The following is a 19,353-nucleotide window of genomic DNA, read 5'->3' as shown; positions in this document are numbered from 1 at the left end:
CGCAGGTCAGCTCGCTTCCAGTCCCGCCAGCAGCTTCGGCAGCGCCGTACCGATCGGCTCCCGGACGACCTCGTCCGCGAGGGCGTCGTACGGGGTCGGCTCCGCGTTCACCACGATCAGCCGCGCCCCGTGTTCGGCCGCGATCCCGGCGAGCGAGGCGGCGGGCTGCACCTGGAGCGTCGAGCCGACCGCCACGAAGACCTCGCACGCCTTGGCGACCGTCATCGCGTCCGCCAGCACCCGCGGGTCCAGCCGTTGCCCGAACATCACCGTCGCCGCCTTCAGGATCCCGCCGCAGAGCGCGCACGCGGGGTCCGGCTCGCCCGCCTCGACGCGCTCCAGTGCCTCGGCCATCGAGGAGCGGGCGTGGCATCGGGTGCAGGCCACCTCGTGGGCGGTGCCGTGGAGTTCGAGGACCTTGCGGGCGGGCAGCCCGGCCCGCTGGTGCAGCCCGTCCACGTTCTGGGTGATCACCCGGACCGGGGTGCCGGACCGCTCCAGCTCCACGACCGCCCGGTGGGCCGCGTTCGGCTCGGCGTTCCAGAGGGAGGCGGTGCGGCGCATCTGCCAGGAGCGGCGGCGGATCTCCGGATCGGCCAGGTAGAAGTCGTACGTGACGAGCTTCTCGGCCTCCGGATCCTTGCGCCACACCCCGTTCGGGCCCCGGTAGTCGGGGATGCCGGAGTCCGTGGAGACACCGGCGCCACTGAGGATCGCGACAAGGGTCATGCGCCGAGCGTACGGATGCGGGAACGCGCCCCGCGAGCGCATTTCACCGGGGTACAGTCCGGCCATGGCCAAGGTGAGCGTCAGTCTGGACGCCGAACTCGTCGTCGAAGTCATGGTGCTGGCGGGCGTGGGCAGCCCGCAGGACGCGGTGGAACTCGTGGTGCGCGACTACATCGCCCGCGGCCACCGCACGGAGGCGCTGGTCGCCGAGCGCGAGGAGTCGGTACGGGACGTGGAACCCAAGCCGCAGGCTCAGCAGGGCTGACGGTTTGCGGGCCCGAGGGTGAGGCCCAGGGGGGACCCGGGCCTGAGGCCCAGCCGGTACCCGGGGTTGAGGCCCAGGAGGGGTCCGGGCCCGAGGCCCAGGAGGGCCGACGCCCCCCTACGCCACCGGTTCTCCGTCCTCCAGTTCCACCACGCCCTCGCCGGACTCCAGCGCGCCCAAGGCCGCCCGCACCCGACCCTCCAGCTTTCCGAGCAGATGGTCGCCCAGGTCGTCCCGGGCGACCAGCTTCCAGGAGAGCAGCTCCTCCTCCTGGAGCCGGATCGCCGCGAGCTGCTCCGGGGCGAGCACCCCGCCGTCGTACAGGTACGCCACGATCGGCGGCCGGCCAGGGCCACGCACCCAGTCGACGGCGAGCAGCCGGCCCGGTGCCACGTCGAGCCCGATCTCCTCCACCGTCTCGCGCCGGGCGCCCTGCCGGGGGCCTTCGCCCGCCTGAGACTCGACCGTCCCGCCGGGCAGCGCCCAGCCCTCGCGGTAGTTCGGCTCGACGAGCAGGACCCGGCCCTCGGCGTCGCGGAAGAGGCACGCGGCTCCGGCCAGGACCTTGGGGAGCCCGGCGATGTACGTGGCGTAGTGCGGATCGGTAGTCGTCACGGGCGACAGCGTAGTGGGGGACGGGTCGGCGGCGGTTCCGGACGGCCATGGGCAGATCAGGGGGTGTGCGGATAGGGTCGGGGCGGCGCGACTCTGTTCGAAGGCAAGGGATGCAAGGTGACGGACGGAGCAGATGTGGAGACCGCCCGCGTGCTCGTCGCGGCGGACAAGTTCAAGGGCTCGCTCACGGCCGTACAGGTCGCGGAGCGGGTGACGGCCGGGCTGCGGCGCGTCGTGCCCGGCGTGCGGGTGGAGACCCTGCCCGTCGCGGACGGCGGCGACGGCACGGTCGCGGCCGCGGTGGCCGCCGGGTTCGAGCGCCGCGAGGCGCGGGTGACCGGACCCCTCGGAGACCCGGTGACGGCGGCGTACGCGCTGCGCGGGTCCACCGCCGTGGTGGAGATGGCCGAGGCCTCGGGCCTCCAGCACCTGCCCGACGGGGTGTTCGCCCCGCTCACGGCCACCACGTACGGCTCGGGCGAACTGCTGGCGGCCGCGCTGGAGGCCGGGGCGACGACCATCGTTTTCGGGGTCGGCGGCAGCGCCACCACGGACGGCGGCGCGGGCATGCTCGCCGCGCTCGGGGCCCGCTTCCTGGACGCGGACGGCAAGCCCGTCGGCCCCGGCGGCGGGGGGCTCGCCGAGCTGGCCGAGGCCGACCTCTCCGGGCTCGACCCGCGTCTGAAGGACGTCGACCTGGTCCTGGCCAGCGATGTGGACAACCCGCTGACCGGGCCCAAGGGCGCCCCCGAGGTGTACGGGCGGCAGAAGGGAGCGAGCGAGGAGGACATCGCGGTCCTCGACGCGGCCCTGAGCCATTACTCCTCCGTCCTGGGGCCGGAGACGTCGGCCCTGCCCGGCGCGGGAGCGGCCGGAGGTATCGGCTACGGGGCGCTCGTCGCCCTCGGCGCCCGCTTCCGGCCCGGCATCGAGGTCATGCTCGACGTCCTCGGCTTCGCCCCGGCGCTCGCCCGCGCCACGCTGGTCATCACGGGCGAGGGCTCGCTGGACGAGCAGACCCTGCACGGCAAGGCCCCGGCGGGGGTCGCCGCGGCCGCCCGGGAGGCCGGGATCGAGGTCGTCGCGGTCTGCGGCCGGCTCGCGCTGTCGCCGGAGGCCCTGAGCGGGGCGGGCATCGCGCGCGCCTACGCCCTGGCCGAGCTGGAACCGGACCCGGCCGTCTCGATGGCCCAGGCCGGGCCGCTGCTGGAGCGGGCGGCCGAGTCGATCGCCCGGGACTTCCTGAGCTGAGCGTCGGATCAGGGCCGGTCGTACAACCGCACCAGAGCCGTCGTGCAACCGCACCAGGGGCCGGTCGTGCAACTGGATCAGGGCCGGTCGTACACAACGTACGGCCGGCCCTGGCTCCTCCTGCGCCGGGGGCTCACCGTCGCTCACCCCGCGCCGCCGGCAGCCGCAGCGCGTCCAGTGCCAGCACCGTCTCGACCAGCTCGCGCGGGTGCGACAACGACCGTGAGGTCAGCCGTTCCAGCCGCCGCAGCCGGTTGAACACCGTGTTCCGGTGGCACCGCAGCCGCACCGCGGCCCGCCCCACCGAACCCCCGCACTCCAGCCACGCCTCCAACGTCCCCACCAGCAGCGCCCGTTCCGCCGGAGCCAGCACCAGCAGCGGGCCGAACACCTCCGCGACCAGCCGGGCGGACAGCTCCGGCACGCTCGCCACCAGGGCCGTCGGCAACCGCTCGTCCAGCGCCACGATCTCGCGCGCCCCCGGACCGCAGGCCAGCAGCGCCGCCCCCGCCAGCCGACGGGCGCGCCCCAGCTCCGCCAGACCGCCCACCACCGGACTCACTCCACCCGGCCCCGCCCCCGCCTCCCCGAGCCGCGCGACCGGTCCGGCGAGGCCTCCCGGGCCCAGCAGGACGACCCCCGCCTCCCCGCACCAGCACCACCGCACCCCGTCCGCATCCGCATCCGCATCCGTGTCCGCTTCCGTTTCCGGGCCGGCGGTGGGCGCGGCCAGCACCACCACCGCGTAAGACCCCCGCTCGGGCAGCCCGAGGCCCTGCGCCGCGCGCCGCACCTGGTGCGGCTGGGCGGACCCGGCCAGCAGCGGGCCGAGCAGCGCCACGGCCCCCGTTTCCCGCCGCATCCCCGCCTCCCTCCGCTGGACCGGTCTCCCCGGTGACCGACGAGGATGCCACCGGCCGCGCGGGCGGGACCCCGCCCGTCACCGCCTCTGTGCGCGTGCACAACGAGGCCCTTCGATCGCTGGTCACCCGCATCGACTCCGCCCCGCCCCGTGGACGCGCGCTCCGCCCGGTGCTGGTCTGTGGCACCACACGAAGCCACACCCCCCACAGATGAGCACGACCCAGTAGCACGACCCATGAGCACGACACGAGAAGGCGGAAGGAGGAGGACGCATGGCAACGCTAGAGATCCGCGCACTGTCCGTCGGCTACGGCCCGGTCCGCGCGCTGCGCGACATCTCCGTCGATGTGCCGGACGGCGCGATCACCGCCGTACTCGGCGGCAACGGCGCGGGCAAGACCACGCTGCTGCGGGCCGTGTCGCGGACCCTCGGCTTCCACCGCGGTACGGGCACCGGCACCATCCGGTTCGACGGCCGTCCCCTGGAGGGGCTGCGGCCCGCCCAGGTGGTGGCCGCGGGAGTGGTCCAGGTACCGGAGGGCCGGCAGGTCTTCGCCCGGATGACGGTGGCCGACAACCTGCGCGCGGGCGCCCTCGGGGCGCGCGGCGGGCGCAAGCGGACGAGCGCCGCCCTGGCCCGCGTCCACGAGCTGTTCCCGGTCCTCTCCGACCGGGCGCACCAGCGGGCCGGGCTCCTGTCCGGCGGCGAGCAGCAGATGCTGGCGATGGGCCGCGCTTTGATGGCCGGGCCCCGGCTGCTCCTGCTGGACGAGCCCTCGCTCGGCCTCGCCCCGCTGATGGCGGCCCGGATCGCGGAGACCGTGCAGGAGATCAACGCGAGCGGCACCTCCGTCATGCTCGTCGAGCAGAACGCGGCCATCGCGCTGCGCCTGGCCTCGACGGCGTACGTCCTCGATGTCGGCGAGGTCGCCCTGCACGGGCCCGCCGACGAACTGGCCGCCTCCGACGAGGTGCGCCGCCGCTATCTCGGCGTGGTCGACGAGGAGGCCGCCGCCGACGCGGACGCGGCCTCCGAGAACCGGCGCACCCTGAGCAGGTGGTCCGCGTGACGACCGCACCGGCACCCGCGACCGGCGCCGCCACCACCGAACCGGCCGCCCTCACCGTCTCCGACGTGACCGTACGGTTCGCCGGGCTCACCGCCCTCGACGCCGTCTCCTTCACCGTGGAACCCGGCAGCGTCCACGCCGTCATCGGCCCCAACGGCGCCGGCAAGTCCACCTGCTTCAACGTCCTCTCCGGCGTCTACCGCGCCTCCGCCGGCACCGTCCACCTCGGCACCACCGAGCTCACCGGACGCGCGCCGCACGCCATCGCCGCCCTCGGCGTCGCCCGCACCTTCCAGAACATCGCGCTCCCGCCGCGCGCGACCGTCGCCGACAGCCTGCTGCTCGGCCGCCACCGGCTCACCCGCTCCGGCTTCCTCGCCACCGGCCTCAGGCTGCCGTCCGCCGCCCGCGAGGAGCGGCGCCATCGGGACCGGGTCCGCGAGATCGCCGCGTTCATCGGTCTGGAAGCCGCGCTGGAACGCCCGGCGGGCTCCCTGCCGTACGGGCAGCAGAAGCTCGTCGAGCTGGGCCGGGCGCTGTGCATGGAGCCCCGGGTCCTGCTGCTCGACGAGCCGATCGCGGGGATGACCGCCGACGAACGCCGCCGTACCGCGGCCGTCGTCGCCAACGTCCGCGACAGTCTCGGCATCTCCATCGTGCTGGTCGAGCACGACATGGGGGTGGTCATGCGGTTGGCGGACGCGGTGACCGTACTCGACTTCGGACGCAGGATCGCGGGCGGCACCCCCGCCGAGGTCCAGAACGACCCGGCCGTCGTCCAGGCCTACTTGGGAGCACCGGAATGACCACGTTCATCGAACTCCTCCTCGGCGGCCTGTCGATCGGTTCGGTCTACGCACTGATCGCGCTCGGCTTCGTCGTCATCTTCAAGGCCACCGAGGTCGTCAACTTTGCCCACGCCTCACTGCTGTTGGCGGGCGGCTATGTCACCGCCGTCCTCCACGACGACATCGGGTTCTGGCCCGCGCTGCTCGTCGGGATCGCCGGGGCCGCGACCGTCGGGGCGGCCATCGAGTTCTTCGTGATGCGCCGCTACCGGGGGAGCGACCACAGCGTCCTGGCCATCGTCACCATCGGCGTCGACATCCTCCTCATCACCGAACTCACCCGCCGTATGGGCACGGACGTCCTCGCGCTCGGCGACCCGTGGGGCAACCAGGTGGTGAACATCGGCGGCATCACCCTCGCCCAGACCCGGATCGCCGCGTTCCTCGCCGCCGGGCTCCTCATCACCGTCTTCCTGCTGGCCTTCCGCTACACCTCGTGGGGCGTCTCCATGCGGGCCGCCGCCGAGAACCCGCAGACCGCCGCCCTCATGGGCATCAAGCTCGGCAGGGTCTCGCTCGCCGCCTGGGCCGTCGCCGGAGCCCTCGCCGCCGTCGCCGCCCTCTTCCTCACCGTCTTCCCGACCCCCGGCCTGGAACGGGCCACCTCCCTCGCCGCGCTCAAGGCGTTCCCCGCGGCAATCCTCGGCGGACTCGACTCCACCACCGGGGCGTTGGCCGGCGGGCTCATCGTCGGCGTCACCGAGTCGCTCGCCACCGGCTACCAGAGCGACCTCTCCTTCCTCGGCCGGGGCATCGGCGACCTGGCGCCCTATCTGGTGATGGTCGCGGTCCTGCTCATCCGGCCGGCCGGACTCTTCGGCACGAAGGAGCTGGCCCGTGTCTGACACCACCGCCGAAGCCGTCCCCGAGGCGACAACCACCCGCACGCCCGCACCGGTTGGCGCTTCGAGCCTCACCGACCGGCTGCGCCGGCCCCGTACGTACGCCGTCCTCATCGCCTCCGTCCTGCTCCTGGCCCTCCCGTTCCACCTGGACCGCTTCTGGCTCCAGGCCGGGCTGTTCGCGATGGCGGCGGCGATCGGTGCTATCGGGCTCAACATGCTCACCGGCGCCACCGGCCAACTCTCCATGGGACACGCCTTCTTCCTCGCCGTCGGCGCGTACGGCTACTGCATCCTGGCGGGGGAGTCCAGCACCGAGAACGGCCACACCCTGACCGGCCTCGGGCTGCCCACCTGGCTGGCCGCGATCCTCGCCGTCCTGCTCGCCGGCGCCGCCGGAGGGCTGTTCAGCCCGATCGCCGGTCGGCTGCGCGGCGCCTACCTCGGCATCGCGACCCTCGCGCTGATCTTCATCGGACAGCACGTCCTGTTCAACGCGGGCTCCCTGACCGGGGGTTACAACGGGCGCGCCGTACCACCGCTCTCCCTCTTCGGGATCACCTTCGACGACACCGAAGTCGTCGTCGCCGCCGTCCCGTTCGGATCCTCGGAGAAGCTCTGGTACGTGGGCCTGGCCGCCCTGCTGCTCAGTGCCCTGTTCGCCCGCGGCATCCTGCGCGGCAGGCCGGGCCGGGCGATGAACGCCATCCGCGACCACCGGATCGCGGCCGGTGTCATGGGCGTACCGGTGGCGCGCTACCGGGCCGGGGTCTTCGTCCTGTCCTCCATGTACGCCGGTCTCGCGGGCGTCCTGCTCGCGCTGGTCTTCCAGCGGACCGTGCCCGAGTACTTCGGCATGATCCTCTCCCTCGAATACCTCGCCATGATCGTCATCGGCGGGCTCGGCAGCGTCGCGGGGGCCGTCGTCGGCGCCTTCTTCGTCTCCCTGCTCCCGCAGGTGCTCACGCACTACAGCGACTCCCTCCCGCTGGTCTCCGCCCCCGGTACGGGCGGTCTGGCACCCGGTGAGGCGTCCCGCTACCTGTACGGCGCCGCGGTGGTCGCGGTGGTCCTGTTCCTGCCCGGCGGCCTCGCCCGCCTCGGCATCGCACTCCCGCGCGTCAACCGTCCGAAGAAGTCAGGGGAGAAGAAATGAAACGCAGAGCGCTCACGGCCGTGGTCGCGGCCCTCACCGTCACCCTCGTCGGGTGCAGCGGCAAGGCGACCGAGGGGAAGGGCGACGAGCAGGACAAGGCCGGGATCAAGACCGGCCCGGGTGTCTCCTCCTCCACGATCTCGCTCGGCGTCCTCACCGACATGACCGGTGTCTACGCCTCGCTCGGCAAGAGCGTCACCCAGGCCCAGCAGCTCTGGGCGAAGCAGATCAACGCCAAGGGCGGCATCTGCGACCGGAAGATCGAACTGACCGTACGGGACCACGGCTACGACCCGCAGAAGGCGATCGCCGGCTACACCGAGCTGGAGCCGAAGGTGCTCGGCTTCGCCCAGTTCATCGGCTCCCCGTTCGTCGCCGCCGTCGAGCAGCGCATCGACGGCAAGGACAAGGGGCTCGTGCTGCCGCAGGCCTGGTCGGCCAACCTGCTCGGCTCCCCGTACATCCGCGTCGTCGGCGCCACTTATGACGTCGAGACCATCAACCTGATCGACCACCTGCTCAAGGAGAAGCGGATCGCCAAGGGCGACAAGATCGGTCATGTGTACTTCGAGGGCGACTACGGCGAGAACGCGCTCGCCGGCTCGAAGCACGCGGCCGAGGAGGCCGGGCTCACGGTCGTCGAGCAGAAGATCAAGCCGACCGACAACGACATGACGGCCCAGGTCGCCGCCCTCAAGCAGGCCGGGGTGAAGGCCGTCGTCGTCAGCGCGGGCCCGCGCCAGGCGGCCTCGCTGGTGGGCGTCGCGGCCGCCACCGGCTTCGACATCCCCGTCGTCGGCAACAACTCCGCCTACGCGCCGCAGTTGTTGAAGACCCAGGCGGGCCCGGCCCTGCTGAAGGACTACTACATCGCCTCCTCCACCCTGCCCATCGGCGACCCCGGCGACGGCCCGTCGCTGCTGGCGAAGGAGTACGCCTCGCAGTACCCGAACGACGTCCTCGACAACGGCGTCGTCGCGGGCTGGACGGCGGCCTCCATCTTCGGCGAGGCGCTGGACAAGGCGTGCGACAACAAGGACCTCACCCGGGAGGGCGTCGACAAGGCGCTGCTGACGATCAAGGGGTACGGAACCGAGTTCGGGGTCACCCACGACTTCTCCGACCCGGCGGCGCCGTCCACCCGGGAGAGCGTCATCATGAAGCCGGACGCCTCGGTCCCCGGCGGTCTGAAGGTCATCAGCCCGGCCTCGGTCTCCGATGCGGCGAAGTCCTACACGGTGAAGTGACGCACTGAGTAACGGAGTCGGGCCCGGCCGCGAGGAACTGCGGCCAGGCCCGACCCCGCACGGCTGCTCAGCTCGTGTACGCCTCCACCTCCGAGAGCTGCGCGGCCGGCCAGCCGGTGTTGCCGGTGACCGCCAGCCGCAGATAGCGGGCCGAGGTCCCGGGCAGGGTGACGGTGGCCGTGTTGCCGCTCGACGGGTTGAAGGTGTAACCCGCCGACGCCTTCAGGGTGTTGTACGTGGAGTTGTCGGTGGACCCCAGCACGCTCAGGGTCTGGGTGCGCGTGGCCCAGGCGGCCGCCGGAGGCAGCTTCAGCACCACCCGCTTCACGGCCTTCGCCGAGCCCAGATCCACGGTCAGGGACTGCGGGAAGGCGTTGTTACGGCTCTCCCAGTACGTGTTCGGGTTCCCGTCCACCGCGTTCCCGGCGCCGTACACGTCGACATGGCTGCTCGCACTCACCGGGCGCCCCTGCGCGAGATTGCCGGTCTCCTCCGGCGGGTCCGTGGGGCCCGGCGGGTCGGTCGGTCCGCCGGGGCCGCCGCCTCCCGGCACCCCGCCGTTGGTCCACACCGGATCCGGCCAGACGCCCGTGCAGGCGGGCGGATCGGCGTACCAGCCGGAGTTGCCGGAGCCCCGGGTGATCTGGAAGCCCGCGCCGACGCAGTTGTGGATCGGGTTGGACTGGGCGATGTTCGTGGCCACGACATCGGTGAACGTGGCCCGGCCCGGCGACTGGATCTGGAGCGCGTAGGTTCCGGCCCCGTCGATCTTCACCCGGTTGAAGTTCAGCCCGTTGCTCGCTCCCTCGATGAGGTGGATCGCGGCGTAGGAGCTGTCCAGGATCTCCGTGTCGGTGACGTTGACCGTCGCGCCCTGGATCGGTTCGTTGAGACCGCTGAACCAGACCGCCCCGACCCCGAACTGCCAGTTGAAGTCATTGTTCCCGGTCCGGATGAGGGTGTTGCGGGCTGCGGTGTGCGTACCCGAGACAGCGGTGCCACGAACGGAGTTGACCCCGGGGTAACGGTTGGCGATGTGCAGGCCGCCGCCGTTGGTGATGGTGTCCGCCATGACGTTGTCGGAGATCGTGATGTCCTTGCCGCCGTACGTCACGATGTTGTTCGCCAGGATCGGCAGGACGACGGTGTTGAACGTGAACTTGTTGTTCACGTTCGGGATGTTCTCCGCCCACATGGCGAGGCCGTCATCACCGCTGTTGCGGACGAAGGTGTTGGTGACGGTGGAGTTGGTGACGCCGTAGTGGAAGTTCACCCCGTCGGCCGTCTGGTCCAGGATCCGGGTGTTCCTCATGGTGAAGTTGTTCATCGGACCGGTCAGCCAGGCGCCGCACTTGGTGTGCTGGAGCCAGAGGTTGTCGACCACCGAGTCCGAGAGCGATCCGCCGATGGCGTTCACCTGGTCGTCGTCGATCCGCTCGCGGATGTCGCCGAAGATCGCGAAGTCCTTCAAAGTGACGTTCGAACTGCCGCCCTGAGAGGCGTACTTGCCGTATACGCCGACGGCCTTGTGGCGCTCCGTGGGGTGCCGGCCGGTCAGCACGCTGTACCAGGGGCCCGCCCCGCGCAGCGTCACCTTGTCGACGATGATGTGGTCCTGGACCTTGAACGTGCCCTGCGGGATGTACACCTCCCGGCCCTGGGTGCGGCCCGCGTCCACCGCCGCCTGGATCTTCGCCGTGGAGTCCGCCGCGCCGCTCGGGTCGGCGCCGAAGTCGCTCACCACGTCCAGCGCCCCGGAGGGCCTGCCGATCGGCGCGGCGACCTGCTCGAAGTCGGCCAGGTCGATGGTGAAGGTGGGGGACTGGGCGGTGGAGGAGACCTGGAGGCGGACCTTCGTACCGGCCGCCAGGGTGGAGCCGAACATGGTCCGGGTCTCGTCGTAGAAGTGGTGCGGGTTGGTGTCGCCGGGGTTGTTGTTGAAGGGGTAACCCCCGTAGTACCAGCCGTACTTCGAGGTCACCGGCACGCTCTTGAGCTGCGTCCCGTTGACCCGCACGTCGATCGAGGCGTCCCGGCCCGTCCCGGCGGCGTTGTCCGGCAGCGAGTAGCGGAAGGTCATCGCGTTCGCCGGTGCGGTGAGCGTGAACTCCACGTACTCGCCGACCGCGTCGAGCGTGACGGCCTGGCGGCCCGAGGCCTCCGAGGGCAGCGAGCCGTAGAGCCGGTTCGGGCCGATGAGCGTGCCGTTGGTCGCGGCGTACTCGGCCTCCTGCTCCTTGAACGGAACGGTCGCCCCGCGTCCGGGGACGTTCAACGGGGAGGGTGCGGGGACGGCGGCGGCAGCGGCGGGTGGCGCACCGGCCACCACGAGCGAGGTGGCGGCGGCCAGCGCGGTGAGGGCCAGCGCCAGGGAGGCGGAGAGGGAGCGCCGCAGGATGCGGCCGCGGCGTGGGGGTGGTGGGGGAGGGGTCACGGGAGGTCCGTCCTTGCGGCTCGGGGGCTCTGCGGACGACCTGAGGCTAGGAGAGATCCCGCAAGGACGTCTATGCCGCTGCGCAAAATACCGCCCTGGAAGCTCAAATTAGCGACTCGGGACGGGATGTGACGTGCTCTCAACCCGAGGCAGGCACCAACCCGCCCCGGACGAGGCCGACGTGATCACACCTCCCGGCCGTCCATCCCGATGTACCGGAAATGCCCCCGCTCCACGCGGTAGATGAAGACCCCGGTGCCCGCGTACATCCCGTTGGCGGGCTCGAACGCATAGCTCTTGGACACGCCCTTGTACCGCGTCGTCCGCAGCACGGGCAGCATGTCCTGCCGCGTCACGCTCTCCCGGCCCAACCCCTCCGCGCAGGCCGCGATCAGCCCGACCGCGTCGTACGCCTCGGCGGCCAGCAGCGGCGGCGCACCGTCGAAGCGCTTGCGGTACGCGGCGGCGAAGGGGTGCACCGACGGTACGGAGGCGGGGTCGGCGGCCGTCGACACGACGAGCCACCCCGCCGCGTCCTCGCCCGCCTCCGCCAGGAACCGGGGATCGTGCACGGCCTGGGTGCCGATCTTCGGCCCCAGGAACCCCGCCTTCGTCAGCGCCCGCGCGAACCGGCCGGCATCCCGCCACCCGCCGCCGTACACCACCGCCCCCGGCTTCTTCGCGACGATCCGCTCCGCCTCGGCGTCCAGGTCGCGGGTGCCCTCCCGCACCGTCTCCGGGAGGACCGTCCGGCCGTTGCCCCGCAGCCCCGCGTCCAGGAAGCGCGTGGTCTGGCGCCCGTACTCGGTCCCGTCGTCCACCAGCGCCACGGCGTCGATCTCGTACGCACCCAGGAACTGCGCCACCGGCAGCATCTGCATGTCGTTGCGCGGCCGGGCGCACAGGAAGATCCGGTTCAGGTTCCGCGTGTCGCCGTCCACCACGCTGAGCAGCGGCAGCGCCGCCTCGTCGTACGCCACCAGCGCCTCGCGCGCCGCGTCCGCGCCGGTCGCCCCGATCGCCGCCACCAGCAGCGGGTCCTGGGCGAACCGCCGCACCGCCGCCGTGGCCCGCGCCGCCACGCCGCCGTCGTCGGCCGCGACCAGGCGCAGCGTGAACGGCGCGTCCTCGCGGGCGTTGTGCTCCTCGACCGCCAGCAGGGCCGCCCGCTCCTGGCCCTTGCCGATCGCCGCCGACGGTCCGCTGAGGTCGGCCTGCAGCCCGATGTGCAGCTCCGGCCGGGCGGCCGCCGCCTTGTCGCCGTCCCCCTTGCCGTTCCCGTCCGGGTCCTTCTCGTCCCCGAACCCCGTGGCCAGCCAGGCGGTGGTCCCGCCCGCCGCCGCGAGGACCGCGCCGCCGGTGACGTACGCGAGGAAGCGCCGGCGCCCGGGGGAGGCGGGGACGGCGGTGGTGTCCCGGGTCCCGGCATCCGTCTCCACGGTGGAACCGGCGTCCAGGCTGGTCGCCTCGATGTCGGGCAGGGCGAGCATCCGTGCCGAGCGCTCGGCGATCAGGTGGGTCACCGGGCCGGGCAGCCAGCTACCGCCCGCCGTGTCCTCGGCGAACGCCCGCCGGATGTCCCCGGCGGTCGGCCGCCCCTCCGGCTCCTTCGACAGGCACCCCTCCACCACCGGCCGCAGCCCCGGCGGCAGAGCACCCAGATCCGCCAGGTCGTGCACCGTACGGAAGAGCATCGCCTCGACCGGGCCGCTGCCGAACGGCCGCCCGCCGGTCGCCGCGTACACCAGGACACAGCCCAGCGAGAAGAGGTCGCTCGGCGGGCCGATCCGCCGCCCCTGCGCCTGCTCCGGCGAGAGGAAGCCCGGCGATCCGACGATCGCGTCCGTCGCTGTGAGGACCGTGTCGTCCAGGGCCCGCGCGATCCCGAAGTCGATCAGCCGGGGACCGTCGAGGCCGAGCAGGACGTTCCCGGGCTTCACGTCCCGGTGGACGAGCCCCGCCCCGTGGACGGCTTCCAGCGCCTCCGCCAGCATCGAGCCGAGCGCCCGAACGCTGCGCTCGGGCAGCGGCGCCCCGCCGCCCACGGCCTCGCTCAGGGCGGGACCCGGCACGAACTCGGTGGCCAGCCAGGGCGCCGCCGCCTCGGTGTCGGCGTCGACCACCGGCACCGCCCACCGGTTGCGCACCTGCCGGGCGATCGCCACCTCACGCCGGAACCGGGTGCGGAACCCGGTGTCGTCCGCGTACTCGGCGCGGATCAGCTTGATGGCCACCAGCGCGCCGCCGGGCGACCGGCCCAGCAGCACCACGCCCATGCCCCCGGCGCCGAGCCGGCCGAGGATGCGGTACCCGGCGATCCGCGCCGGGTCGGTGGAGCGGAGCGGTTCCATCAGCGGTTACGTCCCTGCGTCGTGATCGTGTCGTACGTCCGGAGGCGCTCCGGGCCTACTTGAGTTCCAGCTCGACGCGGTAGAGCACCTTGGCGCCGCCCTCGGCGGCGATCCGCAGCAGGTCGGAGTTCTGGTAGCCCTTCGCGCCCTTGACCGAGACGGCCGTGGTGACCGGCCCGATCCGGGATTTGGACCAGACGTAGTCCTGGGTGCCGCCCGAACCGGGACCGGTGTACTTGCCCGCCTCGAAGAGCGAGGCGTCCGCGTTGCGCACGTCCTTCTGGTCGAACTGCAACGACATCAGCCCGCTCAGCCGCTGCCCGCCGCCCAGCTCCTGCGCCGGGCAGCGGAAGCTCTCCTGGACGGTGTCCTTGATCTCCCGGTCGGCGCCCCCGACGGTCCTGTGCACCGTCACGGTCACCGACCCCCGCACCCGCCCCTTGCCGTCCTGTGCCGGGATGTCGAGCCGCCGGGTGAAGGAGTCGAGCACTCCGTCGGGCAGCGCGCTCCGGCTCCAGACACAGGAATCGGCCAGTACGGTCCAGGTCCCGGCGGTCTCGTACGGCGTCCCGCGCACCATGCCCGCCGTCCAGTCGGCCTCCCCGAGCGCGGCGTTACGCGTCAGCCTGCGGGCCTGTGCCGCCGTCCTCGGCACCCGGGCCGGGTCCGGAGTGAACTCGTACGCGCTCGGCAGAGCACCCGGCTCCTTGGTCCCCTGCGGCTCCGGCGACCCGGACGGCTCCGTGGACCCACCGGCCGGCCGCGCCGACGCGGACGGCTTCGGATCCGGGTCCTCCCCGGACTTCGCCCCCGAACTCCCGCAGCCCGCCAGCAGGACCCCCGCCGCCGCGACCGCCACCACACGTGCCCCGCGGCGCCTGTGCTCCGTCATCATCGGACCCCCGTCGTCCCCCTGCCCCGCGCCCCGCCCGAGTCGTCGGGGCGTCGGATGCGACGTGATTCTAGAAGCCCGGCGCGCCGGGTTGACGGGAACCCGGTACTCATCCCCCTGCCGGAACTTCTCAGCCACCGGGAGGGGTTCGCCTCTGGTGCGGCGCGGCGCGACGTGGTATGAGCGGGCCCCGGGTGGCTGAAATCAGGCCATGGCAGGCGGGCGGAACCCCCGTACGGCAGGGGCGGCAGCGGGCGCTCGGACGCCGCGTAACCACCCTGCACGGATTCCGTGTTCGGCGGAAAATTGGTCTGGACCACCTGGGGTGGAGGTGGTTGGCTCGACTCCGGACGAGGGGCCGCCGCGTCGCGGCCCGCTCCGTTCAGGTCCGCGTATCCGCCGCTTTCCCGCGTCCCGCTGAGGAGATCCATCCCTTGATCGACATCGTGGCCGTACTCAGGGCCGAGGACGCCGTACTCGACTTCCTCTCCGTGCTCACCGACTCCGGGCCCGCCGGCCGGCAGGAGCAGAGCCGCGAGATCCACGTCCTGCTCGGCGACACCGCCGAACACCTGGTGCTCCCGGCGGACCTGCCGCTCACCGAGCGCCTCGCCGCCGTCGCCCGGCACATCCGGCCCGTCGACGAGAGCGCGGCCTCACCGGGGCCGCAGGCGCTGGCCGCGCTGGTCGAGGCCGCGGCCCGGGGAGCGGAGGCCCGGCTCTGGACCCACTCGCCCGCCGACACCCGCCGCAGCAGGGGCCGACTCGGCCGGGACGCCGCCGCTGCCGTCGCCACCGTGCCTCTGCCGGGCGGGCCGGCCGTCCTGCACGCCGTCGGCCACTCCCCGTACCTCCAGTTCATCAGCGACCTCGACCTGCCGCTGGACCGCACCGAGGCCGAGGCCAAGCTCGCCTTCGTCAACCGGCACTGCGGCCATCTGCTGCGCACCGACTCCGCCGAGTACGTGATCCGGACCGGCCGGGTCCATGCCACCGAGCGGTTCTTCGCCGCCGGGTCGGCGGAGGAGCGAGAGCGGCTGTTCGCGCTCCTCGCCAGCCTCGACGAGGACGCGGCCACCGTGCCCGACCCGTGGGAGTTCGCCACCTCCGCGTACGAGGGGGAGCGGCTGGACCGCACCGTCGCCTGGATCGCGGAGCACTGTCCGCCCGGCGGCGGTCCCCTCGTCGAGGTCGGCGCCTGCGAAGGGGCGCTCACCACCCGGCTCGCGGAGAAGGGCTTCACCGTCCACGCGACCGAACCCAACCCCGTCTTCCGCCGCCGGCTGACCGAGGCCGTCGGCGACACCGCCCAGGTCCACCCCGCCTCCCTGGAGGAGCTGGCCGCCCGGCCGGAGCTGCCCGGGGCGGCCTACCTCCTGATCGAGATGCTCTACTACGGCCAGGACCTCGCCCTCCTGGACCGGCTCCCGGCCGACCTGGTCTTCGTCGCCCTGGAACCCGAGACGCTCGCCACCCGGCTCACCCCCTGGCTGGAGAGCACCCCGCACTGGGAGCGGGCCGGCGACGCGACCCCGCTCGTCGCCCCCGCGCTGGAGACCGTCTGCGGCGGCCGCGCCTACCTCAGCAAACGCGGCAGCGTCGGCGTCCTGCTGCGCCGCACCGGCGCCTGACGGAGTCCGCCATGTACGACGTCTGCGTCGGGCTCGGCTACCACTGCGAGTCCACCTACCAGCTCCGCCGCATCACCGGCCAGGACCGGGCCCACTTCTTCGACTGGCTCGACCTCGACCTCGTCGCCGTACGGGAGATCATCGAGAACGACTTCGCCAACGTGCTCCGCCCGGGCCTCAGCGAACCCTTCAGCAACGGCCTCTGCGTACGGGACCGGGGCTCGGACATCCGCTTCTTCCACGACTTCCACGCCCCGGACGGCACCCCGCTGACCCCGGCCCTCATCGCGGAGCAGCATCCGGCGGTCCGGGAGAAGTTCGCGTACCTCGCCGACCGCTGGCGGGCCCTGACGGCCTCCCGCTCCCGCGTCCTGTACGTCCACCACGACGCGTTCGACGAGAGCGGCCCGGGCGACCTGGCGGCCCTGCACGCCCTCCTGCGCTCCCGCTACCCGGACCACGCCTTTGACCTGCTCTGGCTCCGCCGTACGCCCCCGGAGGACACCACCACCGCCGCCCTCCCGCCCGGGGTCACCTGGTCCACCGTCGCCGCCCAGCCCGGCCGCTGGGAGGGCAGCGACACGGCCTGGGACGCCGCTCTCGCCGCCCTGGACATCCCCAGGGCCTCCGCCGCACCCTGACCCGCTTCCCTCCGGAGGAACCGTGCCCGTACCGCCCCCCTGGCGCACCCTCGTCGTCTCCCCGCACTTCGACGACGCCGCGCTCTCCCTCGCCGGGCTCCTGCCCACCCTGCCCGGCCCCCTCGCCGTCGTCACCGTCCACGGTGGGCCCCCGCCGCCCGGCGCCCCCGTCTCCTGGTGGGACAGCGTCTGCGGCTTCACCACCGCCGCCGAGGCCCACCGGGTCCGCAGCGCCGAGGACGCCCGCGCCTGCGAGCTGCTGGGCGCCGAGCAGGTCCTGATCGACCACCCCGACGGCCCGTACGTCACCGAGGGCGAGGGCCCGGACGCCCTGGACGCCCTCCTGGGCACCCTCGCCCCCACCACCCGGGTCCTTCTCCCGCTCGGCACCAACCAGCCCGACCACGAGGCCGTACGCCTCCGCGCCGAACGCGCCCTCACGGCGGCCGGCGCCCCCGCCCCCTGGGTCTACGCCGACCTGCCCTACACCGGGCACCTGCCGGAGTGGGGCACGCCCGAGGCGTCCGGGGCGCTGGCCGCCAGCCAGAAGTGGGGGACCGCCTACCAGGCGCTCACCCGCCGCCACCGGGTCACCGTCGAACACGAGCTGGTGCTCTCCGACGAGCAGTGGGCGGCCAAACGCGCGGCCGTCCTCAGCCACGCCTCCCAGCTCGCCGCCCTTGCCCCCGACCACGGCACCTTCCTCGCCCGCACCGGCCCCCTGCGCGCCGAACTGATCTGGAGCCTGGAGCCCCACGGCACCGCCTGACGCGAGCATCCCGGAAACGCACGAAGGCCCGGATGCCGGGAAGCATCCGGGCCTTCGCCCTGTCCGTGTCCGTACCGCTGTATCCGTAACGCTGTGTCCGTACCGCTACGGGTGCTGCGCCGCCCGCGCCTCGCGCCGGTTGTCACGGAACGTGTTGACCCGTCGCGCCGTGGCGAAGAGCGGGATCACCGCACCGAGCACGACCTGCAGCGCACAGCCGGTCTGGAGCAGCAACTGACCGCCCGGCGCGTCGAACGCCCACGCCGCCAGCAGCCCCATCGCGCCGACGATCCAGCTGAGCATCGCCACCGCGAGGATGCCCCGCGGCTTGGGGTACTCGACCCGGCTCACCATCAGCCACGCCACCCCGATGATCGCCAGCAGCGTCGGGACGAAGGGCAGCTCCAGGAGCACGATCGAGACGACCGTCAGCGCTCCGAAGGGGCTCGGCATGCCCTGGAACATGCCGTCCTTCAAGGTCACACAGGAGAATCTGGCCAGCCTGAGCACCACCGCGAGCAGCACGACGATCGCCGCCAACGCCGACACCCGCTGATGGGCGTCGTCCGCGACCATCCCGTACACGAGCACGAAGTAGGCCGGGGCGAGCCCGAAGCTGATGAGGTCGGAGAGGTTGTCCAGCTCGGCCCCCATCGGCGAGGAGCGCAGCTTGCGTGCCACGAGCCCGTCGAAGAGGTCGAAGATCGCCGCCATCAGCATGAGGATGACCGCGGTGGCCGCCGAGTGGCGGGCCATGCCCGTCTCCTCGCTGCCCGTGAGGTGCGGGATGAGGATTCCGGTGGTGGTGAAGTACACCGCCATGAATCCGCACGTGGCGTTACCGAGGGTGAGCGTGTCCGCTATCGACAGCCGCATCGACAGCGGCATGTCCTCAGCGTCGGTCTCGCCCGCATCCTCGGCTTCCGGAACCCAGTCGGCCTGGGTATTGGGATCAACTACGGTCAATTCGAGTCACCCCCGCGGTAGTGGCCTGGCCGACCTCGACCGCGACATCGATACCTTCCGGAAGGTAGATGTCGACGCGCGAGCCGAAGCGGATCAGGCCGATGCGCTCGCCCTGCTCCACCTTCGTGCCCTGGGGGAGGTACGGCACGATCCGACGGGCGACCGCTCCCGCGATCTGCACCATCTCGATGTCGCCGAGCTCGGTGTCGAAGTGCCAGACAACGCGCTCGTTGTTCTCGCTCTCCTTGTTGAACGCCGGAACGAACCCGCCCGGGATGTGCTCGACCGACGTCACGGTGCCCGCCAGCGGCGCGCGGTTGACGTGGACGTTGAGCGGGCTCATGAAGATCGCGACCCGGGTGCGCCCGTCCTTCCACGGCATGATGCTCTGCACCACACCGTCGGCCGGGGAGATGACCCGGCCTTCGGCGATCTCGCGCTCGGGGTCACGGAAGAACCACAGCATGCCCGCCGCGAGCGCGGTGGTGGGCACGGCCACTGCCGCCCAGCGCCCGGACTTGCGGGCGCGGGCCAGGCTGAGGGCCGCGGTGGCGACGGTCGGGAGGAGCCACGGCGATGCTCCGCGGGCGATGCGGACCCCGCCGCGGTTTGCGGAGGTAGGGCTGTCGGGCATGAATGACCTTCGTAGCGGATGATGCCGCGCTGGCAACGGGGGACGGCGGCTTTCCGAAGATGCTATCGGTTGCCGGGCGCAACTGGGCAAGCCAGCAGCCGAGTCGGACTGTCGAACGCCGCCCGTCGAGGGTGACCTGGTGTGATGT

The 19,353-nt window shown here is 72.6% G+C and carries 18 protein-coding genes; 10 read left to right on the top strand and 8 right to left on the bottom strand.

The features are described 5' to 3' along the window. Positions 1 to 6 precede the first annotated feature (6 nt). The gene (locus tag ACFWRT_RS29560; RefSeq protein WP_380951999.1) at positions 7 to 729 is read right to left on the bottom strand and encodes an SIR2 family NAD-dependent protein deacylase; all 723 of its coding nucleotides are present in this window, start codon (positions 727 to 729) and stop codon (positions 7 to 9) included. A gap of 64 nt (positions 730 to 793) precedes the next feature. Here ACFWRT_RS29560 and ACFWRT_RS29555 point away from each other — a divergent pair, with 64 nt between their 5' ends. After that, the gene (locus ACFWRT_RS29555; RefSeq protein ID WP_018513508.1) at positions 794 to 994 is read left to right on the top strand and encodes a hypothetical protein; all 201 of its coding nucleotides are present in this window, start codon (positions 794 to 796) and stop codon (positions 992 to 994) included. Between the two features lie 117 nt (positions 995 to 1,111). Here ACFWRT_RS29555 and ACFWRT_RS29550 read toward each other — a convergent pair whose 3' ends face one another. After that, positions 1,112 to 1,609 carry an NUDIX domain-containing protein gene (locus ACFWRT_RS29550; protein ID WP_380951998.1) on the bottom strand — a complete coding sequence of 166 codons (498 nt, stop codon included), beginning with the start codon at positions 1,607 to 1,609 and terminating at the stop codon, positions 1,112 to 1,114. 135 nt (positions 1,610 to 1,744) lie between these two features. Here ACFWRT_RS29550 and ACFWRT_RS29545 point away from each other — a divergent pair, with 135 nt between their 5' ends. Then, a complete protein-coding gene (locus ACFWRT_RS29545; protein ID WP_380952016.1) occupies positions 1,745 to 2,860 on the top strand; it encodes a glycerate kinase in 1,116 nt (371 codons plus the stop codon). Positions 2,861 to 2,993: 133 nt separating this feature from the next. Here ACFWRT_RS29545 and ACFWRT_RS29540 read toward each other — a convergent pair whose 3' ends face one another. Further along, positions 2,994 to 3,722: a PucR family transcriptional regulator gene (locus tag ACFWRT_RS29540; RefSeq protein ID WP_380951997.1), complete on the bottom strand. Its 729-nt coding sequence runs from the start codon at positions 3,720 to 3,722 to the stop codon at positions 2,994 to 2,996. Between the two features lie 274 nt (positions 3,723 to 3,996). On the opposite strand from ACFWRT_RS29540, the gene ACFWRT_RS29535 reads away from it, so the two are divergent. From ACFWRT_RS29535 to ACFWRT_RS29515, 5 genes are read left to right on the top strand one after another with little or no spacing between them, the layout of a single operon-like run. Then, positions 3,997 to 4,794, top strand: coding sequence for an ABC transporter ATP-binding protein (locus ACFWRT_RS29535; protein ID WP_380951996.1), 798 nt, complete (start codon positions 3,997 to 3,999; stop codon positions 4,792 to 4,794). Beyond that, complete coding sequence (locus ACFWRT_RS29530; protein ID WP_380951995.1) at positions 4,782 to 5,600, top strand: ABC transporter ATP-binding protein; 819 nt, start codon at positions 4,782 to 4,784, stop codon at positions 5,598 to 5,600. Before ACFWRT_RS29535 ends, ACFWRT_RS29530 begins: the two co-directional genes overlap by 13 nt. Then, entirely contained in the window at positions 5,597 to 6,487 is an 891-nt protein-coding gene (locus tag ACFWRT_RS29525; protein WP_380951994.1) for a branched-chain amino acid ABC transporter permease, read from the top strand. The genes ACFWRT_RS29530 and ACFWRT_RS29525 overlap by 4 nt, the downstream gene beginning before the upstream one ends. After that, a complete protein-coding gene (locus tag ACFWRT_RS29520; protein ID WP_380951993.1) occupies positions 6,480 to 7,640 on the top strand; it encodes a branched-chain amino acid ABC transporter permease in 1,161 nt (386 codons plus the stop codon). Before ACFWRT_RS29525 ends, ACFWRT_RS29520 begins: the two co-directional genes overlap by 8 nt. Beyond that, the gene (locus ACFWRT_RS29515) at positions 7,637 to 8,887 is read left to right on the top strand and encodes an ABC transporter substrate-binding protein (RefSeq protein WP_380951992.1); all 1,251 of its coding nucleotides are present in this window, start codon (positions 7,637 to 7,639) and stop codon (positions 8,885 to 8,887) included. Before ACFWRT_RS29520 ends, ACFWRT_RS29515 begins: the two co-directional genes overlap by 4 nt. A gap of 67 nt (positions 8,888 to 8,954) precedes the next feature. Here ACFWRT_RS29515 and ACFWRT_RS29510 read toward each other — a convergent pair whose 3' ends face one another. From ACFWRT_RS29510 to ACFWRT_RS29500, 3 genes are all read right to left on the bottom strand, one after another. Then, on the bottom strand, positions 8,955 to 11,321 hold the full coding sequence (locus ACFWRT_RS29510; protein WP_380951991.1) for a discoidin domain-containing protein: 2,367 nt from the start codon (positions 11,319 to 11,321) through the stop codon (positions 8,955 to 8,957). 185 nt (positions 11,322 to 11,506) lie between these two features. Further along, positions 11,507 to 13,672 (bottom strand): bifunctional serine/threonine-protein kinase/ABC transporter substrate-binding protein, encoded by a 2,166-nt coding sequence (locus ACFWRT_RS29505; protein ID WP_380951990.1) that lies wholly within the window; start codon positions 13,670 to 13,672, stop codon positions 11,507 to 11,509. Between the two features lie 55 nt (positions 13,673 to 13,727). Beyond that, positions 13,728 to 14,567 (bottom strand): hypothetical protein, encoded by an 840-nt coding sequence (locus ACFWRT_RS29500; RefSeq protein ID WP_380951989.1) that lies wholly within the window; start codon positions 14,565 to 14,567, stop codon positions 13,728 to 13,730. 431 nt (positions 14,568 to 14,998) lie between these two features. Here ACFWRT_RS29500 and ACFWRT_RS29495 point away from each other — a divergent pair, with 431 nt between their 5' ends. From ACFWRT_RS29495 to ACFWRT_RS29485, 3 genes are read left to right on the top strand one after another with little or no spacing between them, the layout of a single operon-like run. Next, on the top strand, positions 14,999 to 16,195 hold the full coding sequence (locus ACFWRT_RS29495; RefSeq protein WP_380951988.1) for a methyltransferase domain-containing protein: 1,197 nt from the start codon (positions 14,999 to 15,001) through the stop codon (positions 16,193 to 16,195). A gap of 11 nt (positions 16,196 to 16,206) precedes the next feature. After that, complete coding sequence (locus tag ACFWRT_RS29490; RefSeq protein WP_380951987.1) at positions 16,207 to 16,836, top strand: DUF1796 family putative cysteine peptidase; 630 nt, start codon at positions 16,207 to 16,209, stop codon at positions 16,834 to 16,836. Positions 16,837 to 16,858: 22 nt separating this feature from the next. Continuing rightward, positions 16,859 to 17,605: a PIG-L deacetylase family protein gene (locus ACFWRT_RS29485; RefSeq protein ID WP_380951986.1), complete on the top strand. Its 747-nt coding sequence runs from the start codon at positions 16,859 to 16,861 to the stop codon at positions 17,603 to 17,605. Between the two features lie 105 nt (positions 17,606 to 17,710). On the opposite strand, the gene pssA is transcribed toward ACFWRT_RS29485, so the two are convergent. Continuing rightward, positions 17,711 to 18,571, bottom strand: a complete 861-nt coding sequence (pssA, locus tag ACFWRT_RS29480) for a CDP-diacylglycerol--serine O-phosphatidyltransferase (RefSeq protein ID WP_380951985.1) — start codon at positions 18,569 to 18,571, stop codon at positions 17,711 to 17,713. Continuing rightward, complete coding sequence (locus ACFWRT_RS29475) at positions 18,558 to 19,205, bottom strand: phosphatidylserine decarboxylase (protein WP_093693814.1); 648 nt, start codon at positions 19,203 to 19,205, stop codon at positions 18,558 to 18,560. The genes pssA and ACFWRT_RS29475 overlap by 14 nt, the downstream gene beginning before the upstream one ends. Positions 19,206 to 19,353 lie beyond the last annotated feature (148 nt).

The organism is Streptomyces cyaneofuscatus (assembly GCF_042718795.1).
In the GTDB taxonomy this organism is placed as follows: Bacteria; Actinomycetota; Actinomycetes; order Streptomycetales; family Streptomycetaceae; genus Streptomyces; species Streptomyces cyaneofuscatus_A.
The sequence above is the reverse complement of the archived record's forward strand: the minus strand, read 5'-3'. Positions and strand labels throughout refer to the sequence as shown.

Bases quoted from the DNA above. Each gene is read 5' to 3' on its own strand.
- ACFWRT_RS29560 (WP_380951999.1), bottom strand. From the start codon at position 729: ATGACCCTTGTCGCGATCCTCAGTGGCGCCGGTGTCTCCACGGACTCC.
- ACFWRT_RS29555 (WP_018513508.1), top strand. From the start codon at position 794: ATGGCCAAGGTGAGCGTCAGTCTGGACGCCGAACTCGTCGTCGAAGTC.
- ACFWRT_RS29540 (WP_380951997.1), bottom strand. From the start codon at position 3,722: ATGCGGCGGGAAACGGGGGCCGTGGCGCTGCTCGGCCCGCTGCTGGCC.
- ACFWRT_RS29535 (WP_380951996.1), top strand. From the start codon at position 3,997: ATGGCAACGCTAGAGATCCGCGCACTGTCCGTCGGCTACGGCCCGGTC.
- ACFWRT_RS29525 (WP_380951994.1), top strand. From the start codon at position 5,597: ATGACCACGTTCATCGAACTCCTCCTCGGCGGCCTGTCGATCGGTTCG.
- ACFWRT_RS29515 (WP_380951992.1), top strand. From the start codon at position 7,637: ATGAAACGCAGAGCGCTCACGGCCGTGGTCGCGGCCCTCACCGTCACC.
- ACFWRT_RS29505 (WP_380951990.1), bottom strand. From the start codon at position 13,672: ATGGAACCGCTCCGCTCCACCGACCCGGCGCGGATCGCCGGGTACCGC.
- ACFWRT_RS29500 (WP_380951989.1), bottom strand. From the start codon at position 14,567: ATGATGACGGAGCACAGGCGCCGCGGGGCACGTGTGGTGGCGGTCGCG.
- ACFWRT_RS29490 (WP_380951987.1), top strand. From the start codon at position 16,207: ATGTACGACGTCTGCGTCGGGCTCGGCTACCACTGCGAGTCCACCTAC.
- ACFWRT_RS29475 (WP_093693814.1), bottom strand. From the start codon at position 19,205: ATGCCCGACAGCCCTACCTCCGCAAACCGCGGCGGGGTCCGCATCGCC.